The organism is Nonomuraea sp. NPDC047529, assembly GCF_040642995.1.
GTDB lineage: Bacteria > Actinomycetota > Actinomycetes > Streptosporangiales > Streptosporangiaceae > Nonomuraea.
In genome coordinates this window covers 88,475-109,245 of sequence record NZ_JBEYTJ010000024.1, presented here as the reverse complement: position 1 = coordinate 109,245, position 20,771 = coordinate 88,475, and the positions used below count along the sequence as shown (strand labels likewise).

Annotated in this window: 21 protein-coding genes; 8 read left to right on the top strand and 13 right to left on the bottom strand. The window is 71.4% G+C overall.

Features of this window, described 5'->3' with window-relative positions; genetic code table 11:
• Positions 1 to 24 precede the first annotated feature (24 nt).
• Complete coding sequence (locus ABZ815_RS32080; protein WP_357704513.1) at positions 25 to 798, top strand: GntR family transcriptional regulator; 774 nt, start codon at positions 25 to 27, stop codon at positions 796 to 798.
• Here the strand turns inward: ABZ815_RS32080 and ABZ815_RS32075 are convergent.
• The gene (locus ABZ815_RS32075) at positions 761 to 3,145 is read right to left on the bottom strand and encodes an FAD-dependent oxidoreductase (protein ID WP_357704511.1); all 2,385 of its coding nucleotides are present in this window, start codon (positions 3,143 to 3,145) and stop codon (positions 761 to 763) included. The genes ABZ815_RS32080 and ABZ815_RS32075 overlap by 38 nt on opposite strands.
• Before the next feature lie 68 nt (positions 3,146 to 3,213).
• Between ABZ815_RS32075 and ABZ815_RS32070 the strand changes: the two genes are divergently transcribed.
• The 3 genes from ABZ815_RS32070 to ABZ815_RS32060 are packed head-to-tail and all read left to right on the top strand — an operon-like array spanning position 3,214 to position 5,926.
• Positions 3,214 to 4,119 carry a phosphotransferase gene (locus tag ABZ815_RS32070; RefSeq protein WP_357704509.1) on the top strand — a complete coding sequence of 302 codons (906 nt, stop codon included), beginning with the start codon at positions 3,214 to 3,216 and terminating at the stop codon, positions 4,117 to 4,119.
• A 4-nt stretch (positions 4,120 to 4,123) separates the two neighbouring features.
• Positions 4,124 to 4,729 carry a DUF4126 domain-containing protein gene (locus tag ABZ815_RS32065; protein WP_357704507.1) on the top strand — a complete coding sequence of 202 codons (606 nt, stop codon included), beginning with the start codon at positions 4,124 to 4,126 and terminating at the stop codon, positions 4,727 to 4,729.
• A 60-nt stretch (positions 4,730 to 4,789) separates the two neighbouring features.
• Positions 4,790 to 5,926, top strand: a complete 1,137-nt coding sequence (locus ABZ815_RS32060; RefSeq protein WP_357704505.1) for a ScyD/ScyE family protein — start codon at positions 4,790 to 4,792, stop codon at positions 5,924 to 5,926.
• Between the two features lie 101 nt (positions 5,927 to 6,027).
• On the opposite strand, the gene ABZ815_RS32055 is transcribed toward ABZ815_RS32060, so the two are convergent.
• Genes ABZ815_RS32055 through ABZ815_RS32045 form a run of 3 tightly spaced genes read right to left on the bottom strand, consistent with a single transcriptional unit; the run spans position 6,028 to position 8,541 of the window.
• Positions 6,028 to 6,822 carry an alpha/beta hydrolase gene (locus ABZ815_RS32055; protein WP_357704503.1) on the bottom strand — a complete coding sequence of 265 codons (795 nt, stop codon included), beginning with the start codon at positions 6,820 to 6,822 and terminating at the stop codon, positions 6,028 to 6,030.
• Positions 6,823 to 6,833: 11 nt separating this feature from the next.
• Positions 6,834 to 7,745, bottom strand: coding sequence for an alpha/beta hydrolase (locus ABZ815_RS32050; RefSeq protein WP_357704501.1), 912 nt, complete (start codon positions 7,743 to 7,745; stop codon positions 6,834 to 6,836).
• Positions 7,735 to 8,541, bottom strand: a complete 807-nt coding sequence (locus ABZ815_RS32045; protein WP_357704499.1) for a glucose 1-dehydrogenase — start codon at positions 8,539 to 8,541, stop codon at positions 7,735 to 7,737. The genes ABZ815_RS32050 and ABZ815_RS32045 overlap by 11 nt, the downstream gene beginning before the upstream one ends.
• Before the next feature lie 161 nt (positions 8,542 to 8,702).
• Between ABZ815_RS32045 and ABZ815_RS32040 the strand changes: the two genes are divergently transcribed.
• Positions 8,703 to 9,308 (top strand): hypothetical protein, encoded by a 606-nt coding sequence (locus ABZ815_RS32040; RefSeq protein ID WP_357704497.1) that lies wholly within the window; start codon positions 8,703 to 8,705, stop codon positions 9,306 to 9,308.
• Positions 9,309 to 9,350: 42 nt separating this feature from the next.
• Positions 9,351 to 9,926: a Uma2 family endonuclease gene (locus ABZ815_RS32035; protein WP_357704495.1), complete on the top strand. Its 576-nt coding sequence runs from the start codon at positions 9,351 to 9,353 to the stop codon at positions 9,924 to 9,926.
• A 138-nt stretch (positions 9,927 to 10,064) separates the two neighbouring features.
• On the opposite strand, the gene ABZ815_RS32030 is transcribed toward ABZ815_RS32035, so the two are convergent.
• Positions 10,065 to 10,376, bottom strand: a complete 312-nt coding sequence (locus ABZ815_RS32030) for a hypothetical protein (protein ID WP_357704493.1) — start codon at positions 10,374 to 10,376, stop codon at positions 10,065 to 10,067.
• Positions 10,377 to 10,579: 203 nt separating this feature from the next.
• The gene (locus tag ABZ815_RS32025) at positions 10,580 to 12,091 is read right to left on the bottom strand and encodes a hypothetical protein (RefSeq protein ID WP_357704491.1); all 1,512 of its coding nucleotides are present in this window, start codon (positions 12,089 to 12,091) and stop codon (positions 10,580 to 10,582) included.
• A 137-nt stretch (positions 12,092 to 12,228) separates the two neighbouring features.
• On the opposite strand from ABZ815_RS32025, the gene ABZ815_RS32020 reads away from it, so the two are divergent.
• Positions 12,229 to 12,552, top strand: a complete 324-nt coding sequence (locus ABZ815_RS32020) for a transcriptional regulator (protein ID WP_357704490.1) — start codon at positions 12,229 to 12,231, stop codon at positions 12,550 to 12,552.
• Positions 12,553 to 12,583: 31 nt separating this feature from the next.
• On the opposite strand, the gene ABZ815_RS32015 is transcribed toward ABZ815_RS32020, so the two are convergent.
• Entirely contained in the window at positions 12,584 to 13,141 is a 558-nt protein-coding gene (locus tag ABZ815_RS32015; RefSeq protein ID WP_357704488.1) for a hypothetical protein, read from the bottom strand.
• A 247-nt stretch (positions 13,142 to 13,388) separates the two neighbouring features.
• On the opposite strand from ABZ815_RS32015, the gene ABZ815_RS32010 reads away from it, so the two are divergent.
• Complete coding sequence (locus ABZ815_RS32010; protein WP_357704486.1) at positions 13,389 to 14,261, top strand: RIO1 family regulatory kinase/ATPase; 873 nt, start codon at positions 13,389 to 13,391, stop codon at positions 14,259 to 14,261.
• A gap of 28 nt (positions 14,262 to 14,289) precedes the next feature.
• Here the strand turns inward: ABZ815_RS32010 and ABZ815_RS32005 are convergent, their stop codons facing one another.
• From ABZ815_RS32005 to ABZ815_RS31980, 6 genes are all read right to left on the bottom strand, one after another.
• A complete protein-coding gene (locus tag ABZ815_RS32005) occupies positions 14,290 to 14,700 on the bottom strand; it encodes a VOC family protein (protein ID WP_357704484.1) in 411 nt (136 codons plus the stop codon).
• Positions 14,701 to 14,801: 101 nt separating this feature from the next.
• On the bottom strand, positions 14,802 to 16,151 hold the full coding sequence (locus ABZ815_RS32000) for an alpha/beta hydrolase (RefSeq protein ID WP_357704482.1): 1,350 nt from the start codon (positions 16,149 to 16,151) through the stop codon (positions 14,802 to 14,804).
• A 208-nt stretch (positions 16,152 to 16,359) separates the two neighbouring features.
• Positions 16,360 to 17,304, bottom strand: coding sequence for a COX15/CtaA family protein (locus tag ABZ815_RS31995; protein WP_357704480.1), 945 nt, complete (start codon positions 17,302 to 17,304; stop codon positions 16,360 to 16,362).
• Positions 17,305 to 17,603: 299 nt separating this feature from the next.
• Entirely contained in the window at positions 17,604 to 18,227 is a 624-nt protein-coding gene (locus ABZ815_RS31990) for a PepSY domain-containing protein (RefSeq protein WP_357704478.1), read from the bottom strand.
• 123 nt (positions 18,228 to 18,350) lie between these two features.
• A complete protein-coding gene (gene uvrB, locus ABZ815_RS31985) occupies positions 18,351 to 20,459 on the bottom strand; it encodes an excinuclease ABC subunit UvrB (RefSeq protein ID WP_357704476.1) in 2,109 nt (702 codons plus the stop codon).
• A 35-nt stretch (positions 20,460 to 20,494) separates the two neighbouring features.
• On the bottom strand, positions 20,495 to 20,728 hold the full coding sequence (locus ABZ815_RS31980; RefSeq protein WP_357704474.1) for a helix-turn-helix transcriptional regulator: 234 nt from the start codon (positions 20,726 to 20,728) through the stop codon (positions 20,495 to 20,497).
• Positions 20,729 to 20,771: the final 43 nt, after the last annotated feature.

Below are 20,771 nucleotides of genomic sequence, written 5' to 3'. Positions count from 1 at the left end.
CGTATGGCCCGATAGCATGCGCGTGTGGTCGGGACACCGCCTGAGCTGGAGCGTGGCACCGGGGTTCCCGCGCACACGCAGATCGAGCAGTGGCTGCTGGAGGCCATCTCCTCCGGCGAGATGGCGCCGGGCGACCGGCTGCCCGGCGAACGGGAGCTGGCCGCCCGCCTCGGCGTGAGCCGGATGACCCTGCGCCAGGCCCTGGCCACCCTCGAACACGACGGCGTGCTGATCAGGCTCCCCGGCAGGTCGGGCGGGGCGTTCGTGGCCGAGCCGCGCATCGAGTGCGACCTGACCGGCCTGGCCGGGTTCACCGAGCAGATGCGCCGCGCCCATCTACGGGCCGAGGCGAGGATCCTGACGGCCGCCACCGTGCCCGCCTCCGCCGCCGTGGCCGCCGCGCTCGGCGTCGAGCCGGGCGAGCCGGTGCACGAGGTGGCCCGGGTGCGCTCGGCGGGCCGTTCGCCGGTGGCGCTCGAACGTTCCTTCTTCCCCGCCCTGCCCGGATTCCTCGCCGAGGACCTCGGCGGCTCCCTCTACGCCCTGCTGGCCACCCGCTACGACCTGGAGCCGCGTACCGCCGTCGAGCACCTCGACCCGGTGATCGCCGGGCCGGAGGAGGCGGCCGAGCTGGGCATCGCGGCGGGCGCGCCGCTCATGCGCATCGAGCGCACGGCCTACGCCGCCGACGGCACCCCGGTCGAGCACGCCCGCGACCTGTTCCGCCCCGACCGGGTACGCCTGTCGGTGCGCAGCGGCGTCACCGCGACCCCGCCGGGCCGAGCAGCGGCTCCCTGACCACGACGCCCGGCACCCAATCCCCCTCGACCTCGATCTCCACCTCCGCCTCGACCGCGGCCCCCGGCCCGGCCGGCAGGTACGCGTACGCGATCGACTGCTCGACCGTGTACCCGTAGCCGCCGGAGGTGACCCGGGCCACGACCCGCCCGTCCACCCGTACGGGCTCGTTGCCCAGGGCGACCGCCCGCGGGTCGGACAGGGTCAGGCAGCGGAGCCGGCGGGCCGGGTCGGGGTCGAGGGCGTCCCGGCCGAGGAAGTCCTTGTCCGGCTTGACGCAGAACCCGAGCCCGGCCTCGTACGGCGTCGTCTCGGGCCCGATGTCGGCCCCCCACACCCGGTACCCCTTCTCCAGCCGCAGGCTGTCGATGGCCCGGTAGCCGCCCGCGGCCAGCCCGTACGGCTCGCCCGCCCGCCACAGCGTCTCCCACAGCGCGAGCCCGTACTCGCTGGAGCAGTACAGCTCCCAGCCCGGCTCGCCGACGAACGTCACCCGCTGCGCCAGCGCGGGCACGTCCCCCACGGTGAGCTCGCGGGCCGACATGAACGGGAAGTCCAGCGGGTCCGGGGTCAGCCCGGACAGGATGTCGCGGGCCTCGGGGCCCCACAGGGCGAAGCAGGCGTACTGGCCGGTGACGTCGGCGATCCTGGCCGTCGAGCCGGTGAGCCGGGCCTGCCTGCGCAGCCAGCCGAGGTCGTGGGAGCCGGACGCGGTGCCGGTGACGATCAGGAACTCCTGCTCGCCGCGCCGGGTGACGGTGAAGTCGCACTCGATGCCGCCGCGCCGGTTCAGCGCCTGGGTGTAGGTGACGGCGCCCACCTGGCGGGCGACGCGGTTGTCGCACACCCATTCCAGCAGGCCCGCGGCGTCCGGCCCGGTGACCTCGATCTTGGCGAAGGAGCTCTCGTCGAACAGCCCGGCCGTGGTGCGGGTGGCGCGGTGCTCGGCCCCGACGGCGGGCGACCACAGGCGTCCGGCCCAGCCGCGGGGGCGTTCGTCCTCGCCCGCCGGGCCGGTGGAGTAGTGGTTGACCCGCTCCCAGCCCGCCTTCTCGCCGAAGACGGCCCCGTGGGCGGCGTGCCAGGAGTAGGCGGGCGAGACCCGCAGCGGGCGGCCGGCCCCCCGCTCGTGGCCCGGGTAGCGGATGTCGTAGTACGTCTCGTAGTTCTCGACCGAGCGCTTGACCGTGTACGACGGCGACCGGTACCGGCCGCCGAAGCGGCGTACGTCCATGTGGTGGACGTCCATGCCGGGGTCGCCCTCGACGATCCACTCGGCCATGACCTTGCCGATGCCGCCCGCGCCCGCGATGCCGTGGGCGCAGAACCCGGCCGCCACGAAGAGCCCGCCCACCTCGGTCTCCCCCAGGCAGAACTCGTTGTCCGGGGTGAACGCCTCGGGCCCGTTGATCAGCTTGCGGATGCCGACGTCGGCCATCGCGGGCACCCGGATCCGGGAGTTGGCGGAGATCTCCTCCAGGCGCGGCCAGTCCTCGGGCAGCAGCCTGCCGTTGAAGTCGGCCGGGACGGCGTCGTAGGAGGTCTCGGAGGCGGTCCAGGGGGCGCAGGTGCGCTCGTAGCCGCCCATGACCAGGCCGCGCACCTCCTGCCGGTAGTAGACGAGCAGGTCGGGGTCGCGCAGCGTGGGCAGGACGGCGTGGTCGTGGCAGGCGTCGGTGACGACGTACTGGTGGGACATCGGCACGATCGGGACGCGCACCCCGGCCATGCGGCCGATCTCGGCGGCGAACATGCCGCCGCAGTTGACCACGATCTCGCAGGCGATGTCCCCCTGGTCGGTGCGCACGCCGGTGACGCGCCCGCGCTCGACGTCGATGCCGAGCACCCGCGTACGGGTGCGCAGGCGGGCGCCGCCCTCGCGGGCGCGGGCGGCCAGGGCGTAGCACAACATCGAGGGGTCCACCTGGCCGTCGGTCGGCAGGTACGCCGCCCCCACCACCCCGGACGGGTCCATCAGCGGGAACAGCTCCACCGCCTCGGCGACCGAGATCTCCTCCAGCGGCAGCCCGAACGTCCTGGCCCAGCCGATCTGGCGGCGGATCTCGGCCATCCGCTCCGGCGTGGAGGCCAGCTTGACGCCGCCGCACTCGGTCCATCCGGCGTCGAGGGTGCGGTAGAGCTCGACGGAGTACTGGTTCATCCGGGTCAGGGTGGGGTCGGAGCGGAGCTGGCCGACCAGGCCCGCCGAGTGGAAGGTGGAGCCGCTGGTGAGCTCGTCCCGCTCCAGCAGGACGACGTCGCGTTCGCCGCGTCGGGTGAGGTGGTAGGCGACGGACGCGCCGCCCACCCCGCCGCCGATGATCACGATGCGGGCCGAGTCGCTCATGGTCGCGAGGCTAACCTCCGTACCGTAAAAGGTCTAGACCGTTTACGGCGGCGGAGCTAGCATCGACCATGGCTCTGGCCCAGGTGCTCGACCGCATCCCGCTGCTGTCCGGCCTGCCGCGCTCCGTCGAGGAGCTGCCCGGCGGGATGACCAACCGCAACTACAAGGTCACCACCCCCGCCGGGGCCTACGTGGTGCGCGTGGCCGCCAGCGACGGCTCCCTGCTGGGCATCGACAAGGACGCCGAGCACGCCGACTCGCTCGCCGCCGCGCGGGCCGGGGTGGGGGCGCCCGTGCACGGCTACCTGCCGGACGCGGGCGTGATCGTGATCGGGTTCCTGCCGGGCCGGACGTTCACCGAGGCCGACCTGTGGGAGCCGGAGAACCTGCCGCGGGTGGCGGAGGTGTGCCGGCGGCTGCACGCGGGGCCGCGTTTCGTCCGGGACTTCGACATGTTCGAGGTGCAGCGGGGGTATCTGCGGATCGTCCAGGAGCGAGGTTTTCGACTTCCTGCGAAATATCTCGATTTCATGCCCGCCGCCGAAGAAATCAGGAAATGTCTGGCGGTACGTGCCGAGCCCGCCGTCCCCTGCCACAACGATCTTCTCCCCGGCAACATCGTCGAGTGCGGCGACCGCCTCCACCTCATCGACTACGAGTACGCCGGCAACAACGACCCCTGCTTCGAGCTCGGCAACCTCTGGAGCGAGGCCGACCTGCCGCCCGGCCACCTGGACGAACTCGTCACCGCCTACTACGGCCGCCGCCTCCGTCACAAGATCGCCCGCGCTCGGCTGTTCGGCCTCATGTCCAAGTACGGCTGGACCTTGTGGGCCTCGATCCAGGACGGCGCCAACGACACGATCGACTTCGACTTCTGGTCCTGGGGCATGGAGAAGTACGAGCGCGCGGCGGCCGAGTTCACCCGGCCGGGGCTGGCGCGCGTGATGGAGGCCGCGGCGGGGGCAGACTAGGGGGATGTTCGCCGCGCTGACCGGTCTCGGGCTGTCCACCGCCGCCGGCCTGAACGCCTACATCCCCCTCCTGGTCGTGGGCGTGCTGGCCAACCTCACCGACCGGGTGAAACTGCCCGACGGCTACGCCTGGCTGTCGAACTGGGGCGTGCTGGCGATCATCGCGGTGCTGCTGGTCGCCGAGATGGTCCTGGACAAGGTGCCGGCCGTCGACACCGTCAACGACGCCGTCCAGACCGTGGTGCGCCCGGCCGCGGGCGGCGTGGTCTTCTCCGCCACCAACGCCGCCGCCGAGCTCGACCACTCGACCTGGATGGCGGAGAACCCGTGGGCCGGCTGGCTGCTGGGCATCGTGATGGCGCTGGCCGTCCACACGCTGAAGGCGACGGCCCGTCCGGTGATCAACGCGGGCACGGCGGGGGTGGGCGCGCCCGTGGTCAGCACCGCCGAGGACGCCGGCTCGCTCGGCATGAGCCTGATCGCGGTGTTCCTGCCCCTGCTGGTGGTCGTCGTGCTGCTGCTGCTCGCCCTGCTCGCGTGGTGGACCTTCAGGCGGGTACGCCGGCTGCGTGCCCGGCGCAGGATCAGGAGAAATCCACCGCCAGGCTGAGGACGCCTCACCCTGCGGGCTGATCCGCTCCCCCGTCCCGCGCTCCTACGGTGTTCCCTCATGAAGCGAGTCATCATCACGGGGGGAGTCGCTGCTCTCGGGCTGGCCGCGTCGCTCGCGCCCGTCCCGGCGTCGGCGTCGGCGCAGGCGAGCGTCACGGTCGTCGCCTCCAAGCTCGACGGCCCGCGCGGCCTGGCCTTCGGCCCCGACGGCGCCCTGTACGTCGCCGAGTCGGGCTCCGGCGGGAAGATCAGGTGCGCGACCGTGCCCGCCGAGCCGGGCGGCAAGGCGAGCAAGGTCTGCCTCGGCCTGACCGGCAAGATCTCCAAGCTGGCCGGCGGCACGCTGACCACCGTGGTCAAGGACCTGCCCTCGGCCGGCTCCGACGGGCTCGGCACCGGCCCGCACGACGTCGCCTTCGCCGAGGACGGCTCCATGCTGGTGCCCGTCGGCCTGGGCGGCGACGGCAAGCTGCGAGCCGGTCTGGGCCCCAAGGGCAGGACCCTGGGCACGCTGCTGAAGATCAAGGACGGGAAGTCGTCCGTCATGGGCGACCTGCTGGCGTTCGAGGTCAAGCACAACCCTGACAAGAAGGACAAGGGCAGCGCGATCGACTCGTACCCGTTCGCGGTCGTGCCGACCCCGCAGGGCGGCGCGCTGGTCACGGACGTGGGCGGCAACGACGTGCTCCAGGTGAGCCCGTCCGGCAAGGTGACGCTGCGTGCGGTGTTCCACGCCCGCAAGGTCGCGGCCCCGGCCATGCTGAAGCTGCCCAAGGGCAGCAAGGTGCCGATGCAGTCGGTGCCGATGGGCATCGCGGCCGCCCCCGACGGCTCCTACTACGTCGCAGAGCACGCCGGGTTCCCGCAGCCCGAGGGCGTGGCCAGGGTGTTCAGGCTGGCCGGCAAGAAGGCCGAGGCCGCCGTCAAGGGCTTCACCACCGCGGTCGACGTCGCCTTCGACGGCGCGGGCCGGCTGCTCGTGCTCGGCTCGGTCGGCCCGGTGCCCTCCGACCAGCAGCCCCGTACGTCGCTCTACCGCATCGAGGCCGACGGCAGCCGCACCGAGCTGCTCAGGCCGGGCACGCTGACCGTGCCGCTGGGCATGGCCGTCGCCGGCGACGGGTCGGTCTACGTGTCCAACAAGGGCTTCACCCCCGGCAAGGGCGAGATCGTCCGGGTGGAGCTGCCCTCATAGACGTGTGAGCGCCATGGCCCCCAACCCCGTGTGCGCGCTCACACGAAGGGCCCGGCAGCAGCGTCCGCGCTGCCGGGCCCTTCACCATGCCCAGGGGCCTTTCACCGCGCCCTGAGCCAGCCCTCCAGCAGGCGGACGAACTCCGCCGGACGCTCCTCGTGCAGCCGGTGGCCCGAGCCCTCCCAGCAGACGACCTTCGACCCCGGGTGCTTGAGCAGCCCGGCCTCCCAGACCGCGCGTTCGGGGTCCGCCCAGATCGACAACACCGGACAGTCCCTGCGGGCCAGGTAGTCGTCACTGGCCGGCCGCACGCCGATGGCCCCCGGGGCGGTGAACATGGCCTCGAAGGCCTCGGCCAGCACGTGCGGGGGCATGCCGTACAGGCGGCGCTTGTGCCAGCGCCGGATGACGGCCGGGGTCGCGGAGGTGGTGCACCACCGGTCGATCTCCTCGGCGACGGCGTGCGGGCGCTCGCCGCGCAGGCCCGCGATCATGCCCGGGAAGGCCGCGGCGAGGTCCTGGCCCATGCCGTAGCCGGGGTCGAGGGTGACCAGCGCCCGTACGCGCCCGGGGTGCTCGACCGCGAGGATCGAGACGACCTGGGCGCCCATCGAGTGGCCGACCGGGATCACCTCGGGGACGTCCAGGCGGTCGAGCAGCACGTTCAGGTCCTCGGCCATCGCCCGCGGGGTGTTGCCGGTCCCGGGCACCGTGGAGTAGCCGTGGCCGCGCAGGTCCACGGCGATGACGCGGTGACGGGCGGCGAGGGCGTCGATGTGCCAGGACCACTGGTGGGAGTCGGCGCCCCAGCCGTGCACGAGCAGCAGCGGCGGGTCGCCGGAGCCGTCGTCGGTGTAGAAGAGGCGGAGGGCTGGCGAAATTTCAGCGTGCGGCACGAAATATCCCCTTATTTGAGGGCGCGGATGGCGGCGCACACCCGGTCCGTGGCGTCGGCGGCGGCGGGCAGGACCGAGCCCGTGCCGAAGAAGCCGTGGAACAGGCCCTCGTACCGGACGGTCTCCGTCTCGACCCCGCAGTGGCGCAGGTGGCGGGCGTACGCCTCGCCCTCGTCGCGCAGCGGGTCGTGCCCGGCCGTGATCACCAGCGCCGGGGGCAGCCCGCTCACGTCCGCGCCCAGGGGCGAGCTGTACGGCTCCCCGCGCCGCTCCCGGTCGGGCTGGTAGCAGTCCCAGAACCACCGCATGTGCGCCGTGGTCAGGAAATATCCCTCGCCGTTCTGGTCGTACGAGCGCCAGTGGCGGGTGGCGTCCGTCGCGGGATAGACCAGCACCTGCAGCACGATCGGCGGCCCGCCCTCCTCGCGCGCCCGCAGGCAGGTGACGGTGGCAAGGTTGCCGCCCGCGCTGTCGCCCGCCACCACCAGCGCACCCGGGTCGGCGCCGAGCCCGGCCGCCTGCTCGTGGGCCCACCGGGTGACGGCGAAGGCGTCCTCGACGGCGGCCGGATAGGGGTGCTCGGGCGCGAGCCGGTAGTCGGCGGCGACCACGACCGCCCCCGACCCGGCACAGATCTGGCGGCAGACGCCGTCATGGCTGTCCAGCGATCCCAGCGTGAACCCGCCACCGTGGAAGTACACGACCAGAGGCCGCCCGCCCTCCGCGCCCTCCGGCGGCCAGTAGACGCGCACGGGGACGCCCGCCGCGTCGCGGTCCTCGACCCGGCCCACGGGCAGCGGGTCGGGGCTCGGGACCGAGGCCAGCACGCGGCGCGCCGCCACCGGGTCCCAGGGGCCCTTCCCCCTGGGGAAGAACTCGCTCATCAGGTCGATGACCGCGCGGGTCGCCTCGTCAACGGCCATCCTCGGCCTCCTTCTCCGCCTTGTCGTCCGCAGTGGGCCTCTCGCCCGGGAAGGCGCCGAGCAGCGACGTCTCCCCCGCCGTCCAGCCGCCGTCGATCGCCAGCTCCGCGCCCGTGACGTACGAGGCCGCGTCCGACAGCAGGAACGCGATGGCCTCGGCGACCTCCTCGGGCTCTCCCCAACGCCCGGCGGCGGCCAGCGGGAACGTGCCCTCCCCCGAGATCGCGCCCAGCGAGGTCGTCATCGGGGTGACGATCATCCCGGGATGCACCGAGTTCACCCGGATGCGGTCGCGCCCGAACTCCAGCGCCGCGATCTTGGTCAGGCCGCGTACGCCCCACTTCGACGCGCCGTACCCGCCCGTGCCGGGCAGCGCGGTCAGCCCCGCGACCGACGAGAGGTTCACCACGGCCCCGCCGCCGGAGGCCCGCATGGCCCCGGCCACGGCCTTGAGCCCGAGGAACACGCCGACCAGGTTCACCTGGAGCACGTGCTCGAACTCGGCCAGGGACTGCTGCTCGATCGACCCCACGGTCGGGATCCCGGCGTTGTTCACCAGCCCGTCGAGCCGCCCGTGCGCCTCGACGGTCGCGTCCACGACGGCGGCCCACTGCTCGGGATTCCGTACATCGTGCGGGACGAACATGCCCCCGACGTCCTTAGCGGTGGCCGCCCCCTCCTCGGTGAGCACGTCGGTGAGCACGACCCGCGCCCCGCCCGCCGCGCACCGGCGCGCCGTGGCCGCCCCCATGCCCCGGGCGCCGCCCGTGATGATCACTACCTTGCCGTCGAGCACGCGCACCCCTCACCCGAGACGATCGACCATGTGCACTGAAACACGCGCCCACGTCCCTGATCAAGAGCTTGCTCGGCCCAGCCGCCGGAACCCGGAATCCCCGCCACGCGTTGAACCCCTCGGGCGTCGAACTATCCTTCTAGGTAACGACTCCACGGGAGGTGGCGGAGATCAGCGAGTTCCTTGTCATCGTGCTGGCCATCCTGGCGTTTCTCCTGCTGCTGACCGGCGTGGGCATCTACCTGCTGGTCAAGCTGGGCAAGAAGGCCGCCAAGAAGGCCCGGCAGGCCACCACCCGGCTGACCACGCACGTCAACGCCATGGGCACCGGCGACGCCGCCGAGGTCGAACGCCTCCGGCTCGACCTGCGCCGCGAGATGGCCCTCACCCGCCAGGCCGTCGAACAGGCCCAGCAGCGCGGCTGGGGTCTCGGCGACCTGCCCCGGCTCCTGGCCGACCTGTCCGCCCAGGCCGACGTGCACGACGGCCAGCTCGCCACGTACGCCCAGCAGCGCCGCGTCTCGCCGTACATCGACCACGCCGCCCTCGACCGGCTGCGCGAGCACCAGGCCAAGCTGACCGCCATGTGCGCCCGCATCCGCGCCGACCTCCTGGGCGACCAGATGCACCACGCGTCGTCCGGCATCGACGAGCTGTACTCCCGTACCGAGCTGGAGATCGAGGCCCGCCGCCGCCCCCCGGACCCCCTGGACCAGATCGACGAGCTCTACCGCCGCTCGATGGAACAACGCAAGGACCACTCCTGACGGTCACCGTGAGCTCGCCGAATGCTGCCTTGGAGGGGGCACGTGAACACAGCCCTTCCTGAGTGGTTCTACCCCGGCCCACCCGGCGGCTGGACCGCCGACATGCTCGATCACCTTCCTCCTGGCGCGCCCCGGCACGTCGAGCTGATCGACGGGTCGCTCATCATGACGTCGCCGCGGACCGCCTTTCACCTGTACACCGTCAGGTTGCTGGAGAATGCCCTGAAGCCGCCCGCGCATCTCGCGGTCGTGCGTGAGATGACCGTCACCCTGGGCCCACGGCAGCGGCCGGAGCCGGACATCCTGGTGGTGGAGAAGTCGGCGATCGGCCGGAGGACGACTTCCTTCCGTCCAGAGGATGTGCACCTCATCGCCGAGGTGGTCTCCGAGGAGTCCCAGGAGCGGGATCGCAGCACCAAACCCATCAAGTACTCAGATGCCGGCATCAAGCACTTCTGGCGGGTGGAGCAGGAAGACGGCCTGCCCGTCGTCTACACCTTCGAACTGGAGCCGGCGGTCAAGGCCTACGTCCCCACCGGCATCCATCGCAAGCGGTTGCGCGCCTCGGTGGGGTTCGAGGTGGACATCGACCTCGACTTGAGATGGCCGCCTGACTAGGCCCGGCCCCAGTTCGCGTAGATCGCGGCGGCCAGTTCCTCTTCCGTGACGCCGGGGCCTACGTCTCCGCCAGGGCGGTCATGAGGGGCCCAGGCGGTCCTGAGACCCCTCGGCGGCGCGGACGGGCCGCGGCAGGGGTCAGCGGTGCCGGCGGTACTGCAACTCCATGATCCCGCTGTCGGAGGCGAAGCTGGAGACCAGGTCGAGCCGCATGAGCGACCGCCAGAGGCCGACACCGCCCCAGACCAGGATGTGGCCGTCGCCGTCCAGCCGGAGCTTGTCGATCTCGGCTGCCGTGTCGCCGGCGGCGATGATGGTGTTGGCCCAGTCGGCCGTCTTCAGGGTCCGGGAGAAGACGACCTTGCGCCCGGCGGTCAGGATGTCGGCGAACGGGTGGTCAGTGGCGGTCGCCATGGCCGGGGCGATGCCCTCGTAGGCGGTGCGGCCCATCCTCGTCGGCGAGCAGGCCGTCGAGGGAGTAGTTGAACACTGTCGCAATCAGCTTCCGCATGAGCGCGTCTTCGTGGTCTCGGGTCGTGCGGGGATCGAAGGCCGCGGGACGTAGGTGTGCCGGGGCGTACGTGCAGCCGACACGTCAGACATCAGAACCGTCCCGAACTCATCGGTGCCGGCCGGGCGCGTGCGTCGAGAGGTCAGTACTTGTCGACGCAGATGGTCAGCGCGGGGACGGGCCACGTCCAGGAATGTCTGGCCACTCCATCGCAAGCGGTGGCGTCCTTGTCGGCGTTCCCCCGCAGGACGCGCCGCACGGTGAACGTCTTCGGCGCTCGGCATTTGCGAGCGAAGTCCACGAATTCATCGTTCTTTGACCACTTGTAGCAGTAGTTCCGCCCGAACTGGTACGCCAGGCAGTACAGCACGTCGTTGTGGATGAGGTAGCGGTGGTTGGTCGTACCGTCGCATAACCCGGAGGGAGTGGTGATGGCGGCCACCCGGTAGGGCGCGCCCTGCTTGCAACTGTCGGTCACCGGCGCGTTCGGCAGGCCGGACAGGCAGTCGCCGACCTTGAAGTCGGCCACCGGCTCACTCGGCTCCGCGCTCGGGGCCACAGTGGGGGCCACAGTGGATGGTGCCTGGGTGGGGAGTGCCTGGGGGGTGGGTGCCTGGGTGGGGACGTCGGTGGGCGCGGGGAACGACGAGGACGTCTCGGCGGACTCGCTCGTGGCCCGCGAAGAACCGGTCAGGGTCTCGCGCACGTTGTTCTTGATCACGTTCTTCCCGACCACCGCGAGCAGCACCAGCACGACCGCCCCCGCCGCAGCTCCGATGCCGACCATTTTGGACCGGCCGGAACCCGAAGCCGCCTCGGCCTGCCGGACAGGCGGCGAGACGGACTGCGTAGCCTCGCGTAATCGCGTGGCCCACTGCGCGGGCATGGGACGGCTGAACGGGGGCTGGTCAAGCGCGGCCATGGCGAACTCCGCCAGCCCGGGACGGACGGCGGCCAACGCGGACACGTCGGTGGTGGACGGGTCACGGGCGAAGACGCGGATGGCCAGCAGCGCGAACTGGTAGGCGTCACCCTGCGGCGTCCCTGGCTGCTCCCCGGCGGGAATCCGCCGGTCGGGCGGCGTCTCCAACGACGGCAGCGCCCGCGCCGCGCCCAGCCCCATCGCGTCGCAGCCGATGAGGAAACATCCCGGCCGGGGTTCCGTCGTGAACAGCACGTTCTCAGGGGACAGGTCGCCGACGACGACGCCCATCGTGTGCAGGCGGGCGAGCGTGTCGGCGAGATCGGCCAGGATCAGCAGGCGGTCGCGGTCGGTGACGTCCTCCCGGCCGAACAGGCGGTCGACGGTCGCGAGCCGGCGTACGGCGCCGGACGGACCGGGCGTCTCGCGGAAGAACCGCTGAGGCACGGTCCGCATCAGGAAGCCGACGACGGCGCCGTTCTCCTCCACCAGTTCGGCCGGCCAGGCCGCGCGCTCCTCCAGCCAGGCGGCGTCGGACGGGGAGAGCCGGCCGTTCAGCTGGGTCATCGCGGTGAGGACGGCGACGTCGAGGCCCGGTCGGACGTCGTAGTCGATCTCCTTGTACGCGACGCCCGGCCGGCCGTTGATCCTGCCGCTGAGCTCCTCGTGGACCATCCCCTGGCCCTCACGCCCGAGCGGCCGCCCCAGGGCGAGCTTTGCGCGGCCGATCACGGTTTGTCACCTCTGGCCTTGACCATGCAGCGACCCTAGTTCCGCCGGCACCGGAGATCAAAGAGACATGTCTCACCTCCGGCGCCGGGCGGTTCGGCCACCGACGGCTTTCCCAAGAGGAAAGGCGGGGCCGCCTGATGGATCCGCTCTTCGACGAGTTCCTGCACGTCCCGGCGCGGCTGTCGGTCGTGGCGCTGCCGGCTCCGGCCGAACGGGGCGACTTCGACTTCATCAGGAACTCTGTCGGCACCAGCGACTCGGCGCTGTCCAAGCAGGTCTCCGCGCTGGCCGCCGCCGGACACGTGGTCGTCCGCAGGGGCCAGGACAAGCGGGCGCGGCGGACGTACGTGCAGCTCGCCCCGCGGGGACGGTCGGCCTTCCAGCGGCACGCGGCGGCCCTGGAGCGGATCGTCGCCCTCGCCCGCGACTCCGCCGACCGGCCCGCCGCCGACCAGCAGTGACGGGCCCGCCGGGCCCGGCCACGCGGCACGCTCAGCTGCCCCAGCCCGCGTAGATCGCGGCGGCCAGTTCCTCTTCCGTGGCGCCCTTGCGTACCAGGGCCTTGGTGGCCTGGGCCTGGGCCGTCGTGGGCAGGCGGCCCTCGATCAGCAGTGGCAGCGAGAGCCGGCGCACCAGCACCTCCGACGCCGCGATCCCGTACGGGCGGCGCGTCACGGCCACGTTGACCCGTAGCGCGTGCTCGTTGCCGGGCGACACGCCGGGCCGGTCGATCTCGACGGCCGAGTAGCGGAAGCCGTTCGCGAGGTCGCAGGCGGAGCATCCGGCCGGACCGCGGCTCAGCCGGTTACCGCATTCGGTGCACGTCAGACGGTCGTAGGCGGCGTCCACGACCCGCCACGGGTGTTTGTCGGGCTCGTCGACCACCATGCGGGCGATCTCCCGCTCGTCCCGGGGCTCGACGGTGCCGAACTGCTCGCGCAGGAAGGCACGCCAGCCCTCCTCGACCAGTTCGTCCACCAGGCCGGCGCAGCGTTCGCAGTCCGGCGCGCCGGCGGGCTCCTGGTATCCACACATCTCGCACTGCCGCATGCCCGCACCGTACAAGCCAGGCAGGTCAGGACGCATCGCAATTATCGGGCCGCCGGTTATTCGTTTGCGAGGGCCGTGCCGGACACGGCATACTCGACGGCGTTGATCAGAGCGACGCGAAGGGAGGCTGAGACCGTGACGACCGTTGCCCGCGTGCCGTTTTCCGCGACCTCAGACCTTCCCACCGGGCGTCCGCTGACCTGATCCGTTCGGCGAGCCGGTGGGCCTCGATACTGGAGATCTCACCGTGCCCAAGCACTCGCAACACCGCCGCCGTGGCAAGTTCGCGCTCGACGCCGACGACATCGAATGGCTCGAAGCCACCCCCGAGACCGATGACGGCCCGCCCGAGGGCGACCGCTGGTCCACCTGGGACCAGAGCACACCCACCGAGAAGGGGCCGAAGCCGTACCCCGGCTGGCTGATCACCGAGCTGGCCGCCGTCGACACCGAGCACGGCCTGCTCAAGACGGGCAAGGAGGCCGACGTCCACCTGATCTCGCGCGGCGTGCCCGGCACCGACCGGGTCTGCCTGCTGGCGGCCAAGCGCTACCGCTCCTCCGAGCATCGCCTGTTCCACCGTGACTCCGGCTACCTGGAGGGACGCAGGGCCCGCGAGAGCCGGATGAACCGGGCCATGGCCAACCGCACCGCCTTCGGCAAGCAGGTGATCGCCGCGCAGTGGGCGGTGGCCGAGTTCGGGGCGCTCTGCCGGCTCTGGGAGCTGGGGGTGCCGGTGCCGTACCCGGTGCAGATCCTGGGGACGGAGATCCTCCAGGAGTTCGTCGGCAGCCCCGACGGGTACGCCGCCCCGCGCCTGGCCCAGGTCACCGACGGCCTCGACGACCTGTGGCGGCAGCTCGTGGACGCCATGGTGACGATGGCCGGGGAGGGGCTGGCGCACGGGGACCTGTCGCCGTACAACCTGCTGGTGCACGAAGGGCGGCTGGTGATCATCGACCTGCCGCAGATCGTGGACGTGATCGCCCACCCCGCGGGCCCGTCGTACCTGGAACGGGACGCCCGCAACGTGGCCACGTGGTTCGCGTCGAAGGGCGTGGCCGCCGCGGACCCCGACGCGCTCGCCGCCCTCCTCCGCAAGGCGTCCGGCCGGACGTGACCGGCCGGAGCCGTCGTCCGCGAAGCGGCTAGGCGCGCTCGGGCCAGATGAGGCCCTGGTCGGTCCAGACGACACCCTTGTTGCGGCAGAGGCAGAAGGGGTGGCCGACCGGGTCGGTGTAGACGCGCCAGCCGTAGCCGTCGGGGCCGATGGAGTCGTGGTGCAAGGACGCGCCGAGGGCCAGCACGCGGCTCTGTTCCGCCTCGACGTCGTCGACCTCGAAGTCGAGGTGGAACTGCTTGGGGTGCTCGCTGTCGGGCCACTGCGGGGCGCGGTAGTCCTCCACCGGGTTGAAGGCCAGCTCGACTTCGCCGAACTTGATACCGGCCCAGTTCGCGTGGCTGCCTTCCTTGATCGGGCGACCCGTCACCTCGGAGTAGAAGGCCGCCAGTTTCATCGCGTCCGGGCAGTCGATGATGAAATCGGTGAGTCGCAGCATCCCGCGATCCTGTCACAAGATCAGATACGCGGGGACGTTGCCTGGACACGGCCGCCCCGAGGGAGCTGGGGCGAGCCGGGAACCCGCAGGCCTCGCAGGGTTCAGCGGCAGACCGTGCCCGGCACGGGAAGCGTCCCGGAGACCAGGTAGCGGTCGATGCTCCCGGTCGCGCAGGCGTTACGCAGGTACGAGGTGTGCCCGTCGCCGTCGTAGGTCAGCACCTGTGACCCCTTGATGCCCGTGGCCAGGCTCTTGGCCCAGGCGAGCGGCGTTGCGGGATCATGCGTGTTCCCGACCAGCAGAACGGGCGGCGCCTGGGTGATGTGCACCGGCCGCTGCGGGTTGGACGGCGGGACGGGCCATCCCACGCATCCGGTCGTCATGTCCCAGAACTCCGACGTCCCGCGCATGTGCGGGGCCCTCCGCGCGACGTCCCGAGCCCGCGTCCTGAGCTGCGCGAATGCGTTGATCTCAGGGTCGATGTCCTGGCACAGGACCGCCCGGTAGGCCGAGGTCGTCGCAGGGTTGTCCAGCGCCTCGGCCCGCATCTGCCCGAAGGTCACCGCATCGCCCTGCTCCGCCTGAACGATGCCCCGGGCCAGACCGCCGTTGAAGTCGGGGGCCATCGTGAGCATCGCGTATGCGACGTAGCGCAGTTCGTCCGCCGTCAGCGGCCGCCCGCCGGTCACCGGGATCGGCGTCTTCTCCGCCTTGGTGACCAGCGCGTCCCACACCCGCGGTACGGACCGGCCGTGCAGCTCGCATTCCTGCGTCCGCTCGCACCAACCGGCGAACCGGCCGAACCCGTCCTCCACCGCCGCCGCGGCATCGCGCACCATCCGGCGCGAGCTCATCCCGTGATCGACGATCCCGTCCAGAGCCATCGCCCGTACCCGGTCGGGGAACCGCCGCGCGTACTCGGTCCCCAGCATGCTCCCGTAGGACCGTCCCAGGTAGCTGATCTGCTCCTCGCCCAGCGCGGCCCGCACCGCGTCGAAGTCCCGTGCCACGCTCCCGGTGTCCATGTGCCGGATCAACGGCCCGCAACTGTCGCCCACGGCCCGGTTGTGCGCGACGAGCCGGTCGTACTCCCGCCGCGTCTCAGGGAACTGCGTGACGGCCGGATCATGCACCGCCTTCCCGCAGGAGATCTGCTCGCTGCCGCCGACCCCGCGCGGATCGATCCCGACGATGTCGAACCGCTCGCGCAGCTCGTCGGAGAAGTAGTACGGGGCCCAGTCCCGCACCAGATCGGCCGCACCCGTCCCCGGTCCGCCCGGGTTGTAGAACAGCGCTCCGATCCGTTGTCCGGTGGCCTTGCGTCGCGTCATGTTCAGCGAGATCCGCGGTCCGTCCGGCTGCGCCCAGTCCACCGGCACGGCAAGGGTGCCGCACTCGGCTCCCGGCTCCGTCCCGCAGGCTCGCCAGTCGATCGCGTCTGTACTGCTCACGCCTGCTGATTGGGTCGCGGCGGCGGGTGTTGCCGGGACCGCCATCGCGATCAGCGCCAAGCCTGTGATGAGGGGGGTCCATTTCATGATCTAGATCGTCTCCCGCTCACCGGCCTCCGTCATCGGCCTTTCGGCCTGCCGCCTCGGCCGAACGGACGATGGTTCATCGGGTACGGCTCTCGGAAGTCCTGACAGAAGAATCAGCGGATCAGGCGCGCGCGTCGGCGAGCGGGGCCGGTTCCCAGTCGCCCGCCGCCGCGGGCCGGGTGTCGAGGAGGACGCGCACCGCACCCACCCACACGAGCGCCGAGCCGAGCAGATGGACGAGGACGACGACCTCGGGCAGGTCCGTCACGATCTGCGTCAGGCCGACGAGCCCCTGGGCGAGCAGCACGGCGAGGAACAGCGTGGTTCGCCGGTGAGCGGCCGAACCCGGCTCGCGGCGCGTCCTGAGCCACAGGGCGACGGCGAGCCCGAGGCTGAGCGCGGCGGCCGCACCGTGCAGCCAGGTGAGCGCCGTCCAGTTGAACGGCATGCGCGGCACGTCGGAGGAGTCACCCGCGTGCGGCCCGGTGCCGGTGACGATCGTGCCCGCCACGATCAGCACCGCCACGGACGTGACCAGCGCCACCGGAAGGCGGCCCACCGGCGCGGACAGGGGCCGCGCGGGCCGGTCGAGCCGTCGCGCCTTGTGCCAGACGACCGTGGTGCTGGTCAGGAACAGCACGGCGGCCAGGAAGTGCGCGGTGACGAGGTACGGGCTCAGCCGCGCCCACACGGTGAGCCCGCCGACGACCGCGTTCAGCATGACGATCCAGAACTGCGCCCACCCCCACCGGGTCAGCTCGGGCACGGGACGGCGCTGCAGCCGGGCGACGACGATGAGCCAGCCGACGGCCACGCACACGACCCCGGACAGCACCCGGTTGCCGAACTCGATCGCGCCGTGGACGCCGAGCTCGGGCGTGGCCGCGAAACCGGCCTCCGAGCAGCGGGGCCACCCGTCACAGCCCAGCCCGGACCCGGTCAGCCGGACGACTCCGCCGGTCACGATGATCATCAGGCTGGTCGCCAGCGCCGCGCCCGCGGCCCGTCGCAGGGCCACGCGCTCGAAGCCGACCCGGGCGGCGAGCCATTGGAAGGGAGTGATCATGGGGGAAAGAGGTCTCTCTGCTGCTCGACGAACCGCCGCCCAGGGCGGCCGAAAACGCGATCAAGAATTTACTCTACAACCCGTAGAGCACCTCGCCACCCCGGCGCGCGAGCGGCGGAGCCGGGCGAACGGCGACGGCCGGACGACGGACGGTGGAGCCGGGCCGCGAGCGGTGGTGCCGGGGCCGCGGGCGGTGGAACCGGGGCCGCGGGCGGTGGAACCGGGGCCGCGGAGGGTGGTGCCGGGCCGCGGGCGGCCACCTCCGCCGTTCGGGCAGAGGTGGCCTGATCCCCCGTGGGTCAGCTGGTTTCGTTCTTCTTGGTGAGTTCACCGGTGGCGGCGTCGACCATCACCTCGTGCTTGGTCCCGTCCGGGGTCATCACGTCGGACTTCCAGACGGTCTTGCCGTTCTCGGTTTCGAGCTTCAGCTCGGTGACGCGTCCCTCCGGTACGGCGGCGGCGATCTTGTCGGCGGCCTGGGCGTAGTCGAGCTTGGCCGCGTCGATGCGGGCCCGCATCTTGGCCTTCTCCTGCTCGTCCTCCTGCTTGGCCGTGGGCCCCTTGACGACCTTGCCTGCCTCCACGTCGACCTGGTGTTCGGTGCCGTCGGAGCCGACGACCTCGACCTGCCAGATCTTGCCGTTCTCCTCGCTCTCGACGGAGACGACCTTGGACCCGGGCACCGCGGCCATGGCGACCTTGGCGGCCTCCTTCAGCTCTCCGGCCCCCGGCTTCATCGTGGACGTGCTACCCGGCGAGGGGGACATGGTCCCCGTGGCGGGCGGGCTCTCCATCGACGGAGACGGGCTTCCCATGGTGGAACCCGGTGTCGGTTCGACGAACTGGCCGACTTCCCGTACGGCGCCGCAGCCGGCGGCGAGCACCGCCGCCCCGACCAGAGCCCCGATGATCGACTTGTTCATACCAGGATCGCTGCCCCAGGATTCCGCCTTCATTCCCGCAGGTCAGAACCCTGGGCCAGCACTCCCGGCCGACGCGGACCGACAAAGCCAGGCGGGCAAGGGCGATCCGTCGCCCCCGCCGCTCTACTGGACGCCTGCTTCGCGCATGTCCCGGAGCTCGCGCTTGAGCTCCTTGATCTCGTCGCGCAGCCGCGCGGCCACCTCGAACTGGAGGTCGGCGGCCGACTGGTGCATCTGCTCGGTGAGCGACTCGATCAGCGACTCCATCTGCGCCCGCGGCATCTCGCCCGCGATGGCCTTGGCGTGCTGGCCGGCCTGGCGGGCGGCGAAGCCCGGCACCGGGGCCTTGCCGCGCGACTGCTGACGGCCGCCGCCCAGCAGCTTGTCGGTGTCGGCGTCCTCGCGCTGGAGGGAGTCGAGGATGTCGGCGATCTTCTTGCGCAGCGGCTGCGGGTCGATGCCGTTGGCCTCGTTGTAGGCCATCTGCTTGGCCCGCCGCCGGTTGGTCTCGTCGATGGCCCGCTCCATCGACGGCGTGATCTTGTCGGCGTACATGTGGACCTGGCCGGACACGTTACGGGCGGCGCGGCCGATCGTCTGGATCAGGGAGGTCTCCGAGCGCAGGAAGCCCTCCTTGTCGGCGTCGAGGATGGCCACCAGCGACACCTCGGGCAGGTCGAGGCCCTCGCGCAGCAGGTTGATGCCGACCAGCACGTCGAACTCACCGATGCGCAGCTCGCGCAGCAGCTCGATGCGGCGCAGCGTGTCGACCTCGCTGTGGAGGTAGCGGACCCGGATGCCAAGCTCAAGGAGATAGTCGGTCAGGTCTTCGGACATCTTCTTGGTCAGCGTGGTGACCAGGACGCGCTCGTCGCGGTCGGCGCGCTCGCGGATCTCGTGGACCAGGTCGTCGATCTGCCCCTTGGTGGGTTTGACGACGATCTCGGGGTCGACCAGGCCGGTGGGCCGGATGACCTGCTCGACGACGTCGCCCTTGACCCGCCCCAGCTCGTACGAGCCCGGCGTGGCCGACAGGTAGACCGTCTGCCCGATGCGCTCCAGGAACTCCTCCCACTTCAGCGGCCGGTTGTCCAGCGCGGACGGCAGCCGGAACCCGTGGTCGACCAGCGTGCGCTTGCGCGAGGCGTCACCCTCGTACATCGCGCCGATCTGCGGCACGGTCTGGTGGGACTCGTCGAGGACCAGCAGGAAGTCTTCGGGGAAGTAGTCGAGCAGCGTGTTGGGCGCGGTGCCGGCGGCGCGGCCGTCGAGGTGGCGGGAATAGTTCTCGATGCCGGAGCAGGTGCCGATCTGGCGCATCATCTCGATGTCGTAGGTGGTGCGCATGCGCAGCCGCTGGGCCTCCAGCAGCTTGCCCTGCCGCTCCAGCTCCGACAACCGCGCGGCCAGCTCGGACTCGATGCCGGCCACGGCCGCCGCCATGCGCTCCTCGCCGGCGATGTAGTGGGAGGCGGGGAAGATGTAGAGCTCTTCGTCCTCGGTGATGACCTCGCCGGTCAGCGGGTGCATGGTGGCGAGCTTCTCGATCTCGTCGCCGAACATCTCGATGCGCACGGCCAGCTCTTCGTACTTCGGGATGATCTCGATCGTGTCGCCGCGCACCCGGAACGTGCCCCGGGTGAAGGCCAGGTCGTTGCGCGTGTACTGCATGTCGACCAGGCGGCGCAGGAGCTGGTCGCGGTCGACCTCCATGCCGACGCGGAGCCTGGCCATGCGGTCGACGTACTCCTGCGGGGTGCCCAGGCCGTAGATGCACGAGACGGAGGCGACCACGATGGTGTCGCGGCGGGTGAGCAGCGAGTTGGTGGCCGAGTGGCGCAGCCGCTCGACCTCGTCGTTGATCGAGGAGTCCTTCTCGATGTACGTGTCGCTCTGCGGCACGTACGCCTCGGGCTGGTAGTAGTCGTAGTAAGAGACGAAATACTCGACCGCGTTGTTGGGCAGCATCTCGCGCAGCTCGTTGGCGAACTGGGCGGCGAGCGTCTTGTTGGGCTGCATGACCAGCGCGGGCCGCTGCAACCGCTCGATCAGCCAGGCGATCGTGGCCGTCTTGCCGGTGCCGGTGGCGCCGAGCAGGACGTTGTCCTTCTCCCCGGCCTTGACGCGGCGCTCCAGCTCGGCGATGGCCGTCGGCTGGTCGCCGGATGGAGTCATCTCGGTGACGACCTCGAAGGGCGCCACCTTCCGCTGCAAATCTGTGACCGGACGCATGCTGCCACTGTAGGCGGCGCCACCGACAGAAACCGTCAGGCCGCGGGCTCCCCGATCCGGGGGAACGGAGTGGTGGAGAAGACCACCTCGACCGGCACCCCGAAGTACGCGGATATGCGCAACGCCAGGTAAAGGCTCGGGCTGTACTCGCCCCGCTCCAGGTACCCGACGGTCTGGTAATGGACCTCCACGGCGTCGGCGAGCTGCCTGCGGGTCACTCCGCGCTCGGCGCGCAGCAGCGCGATGCGGTTGTGGACCGTCCCGCTCATTGATCACCCCGCGTAGTAGGTCTGCTTCATCCATAGCACATCC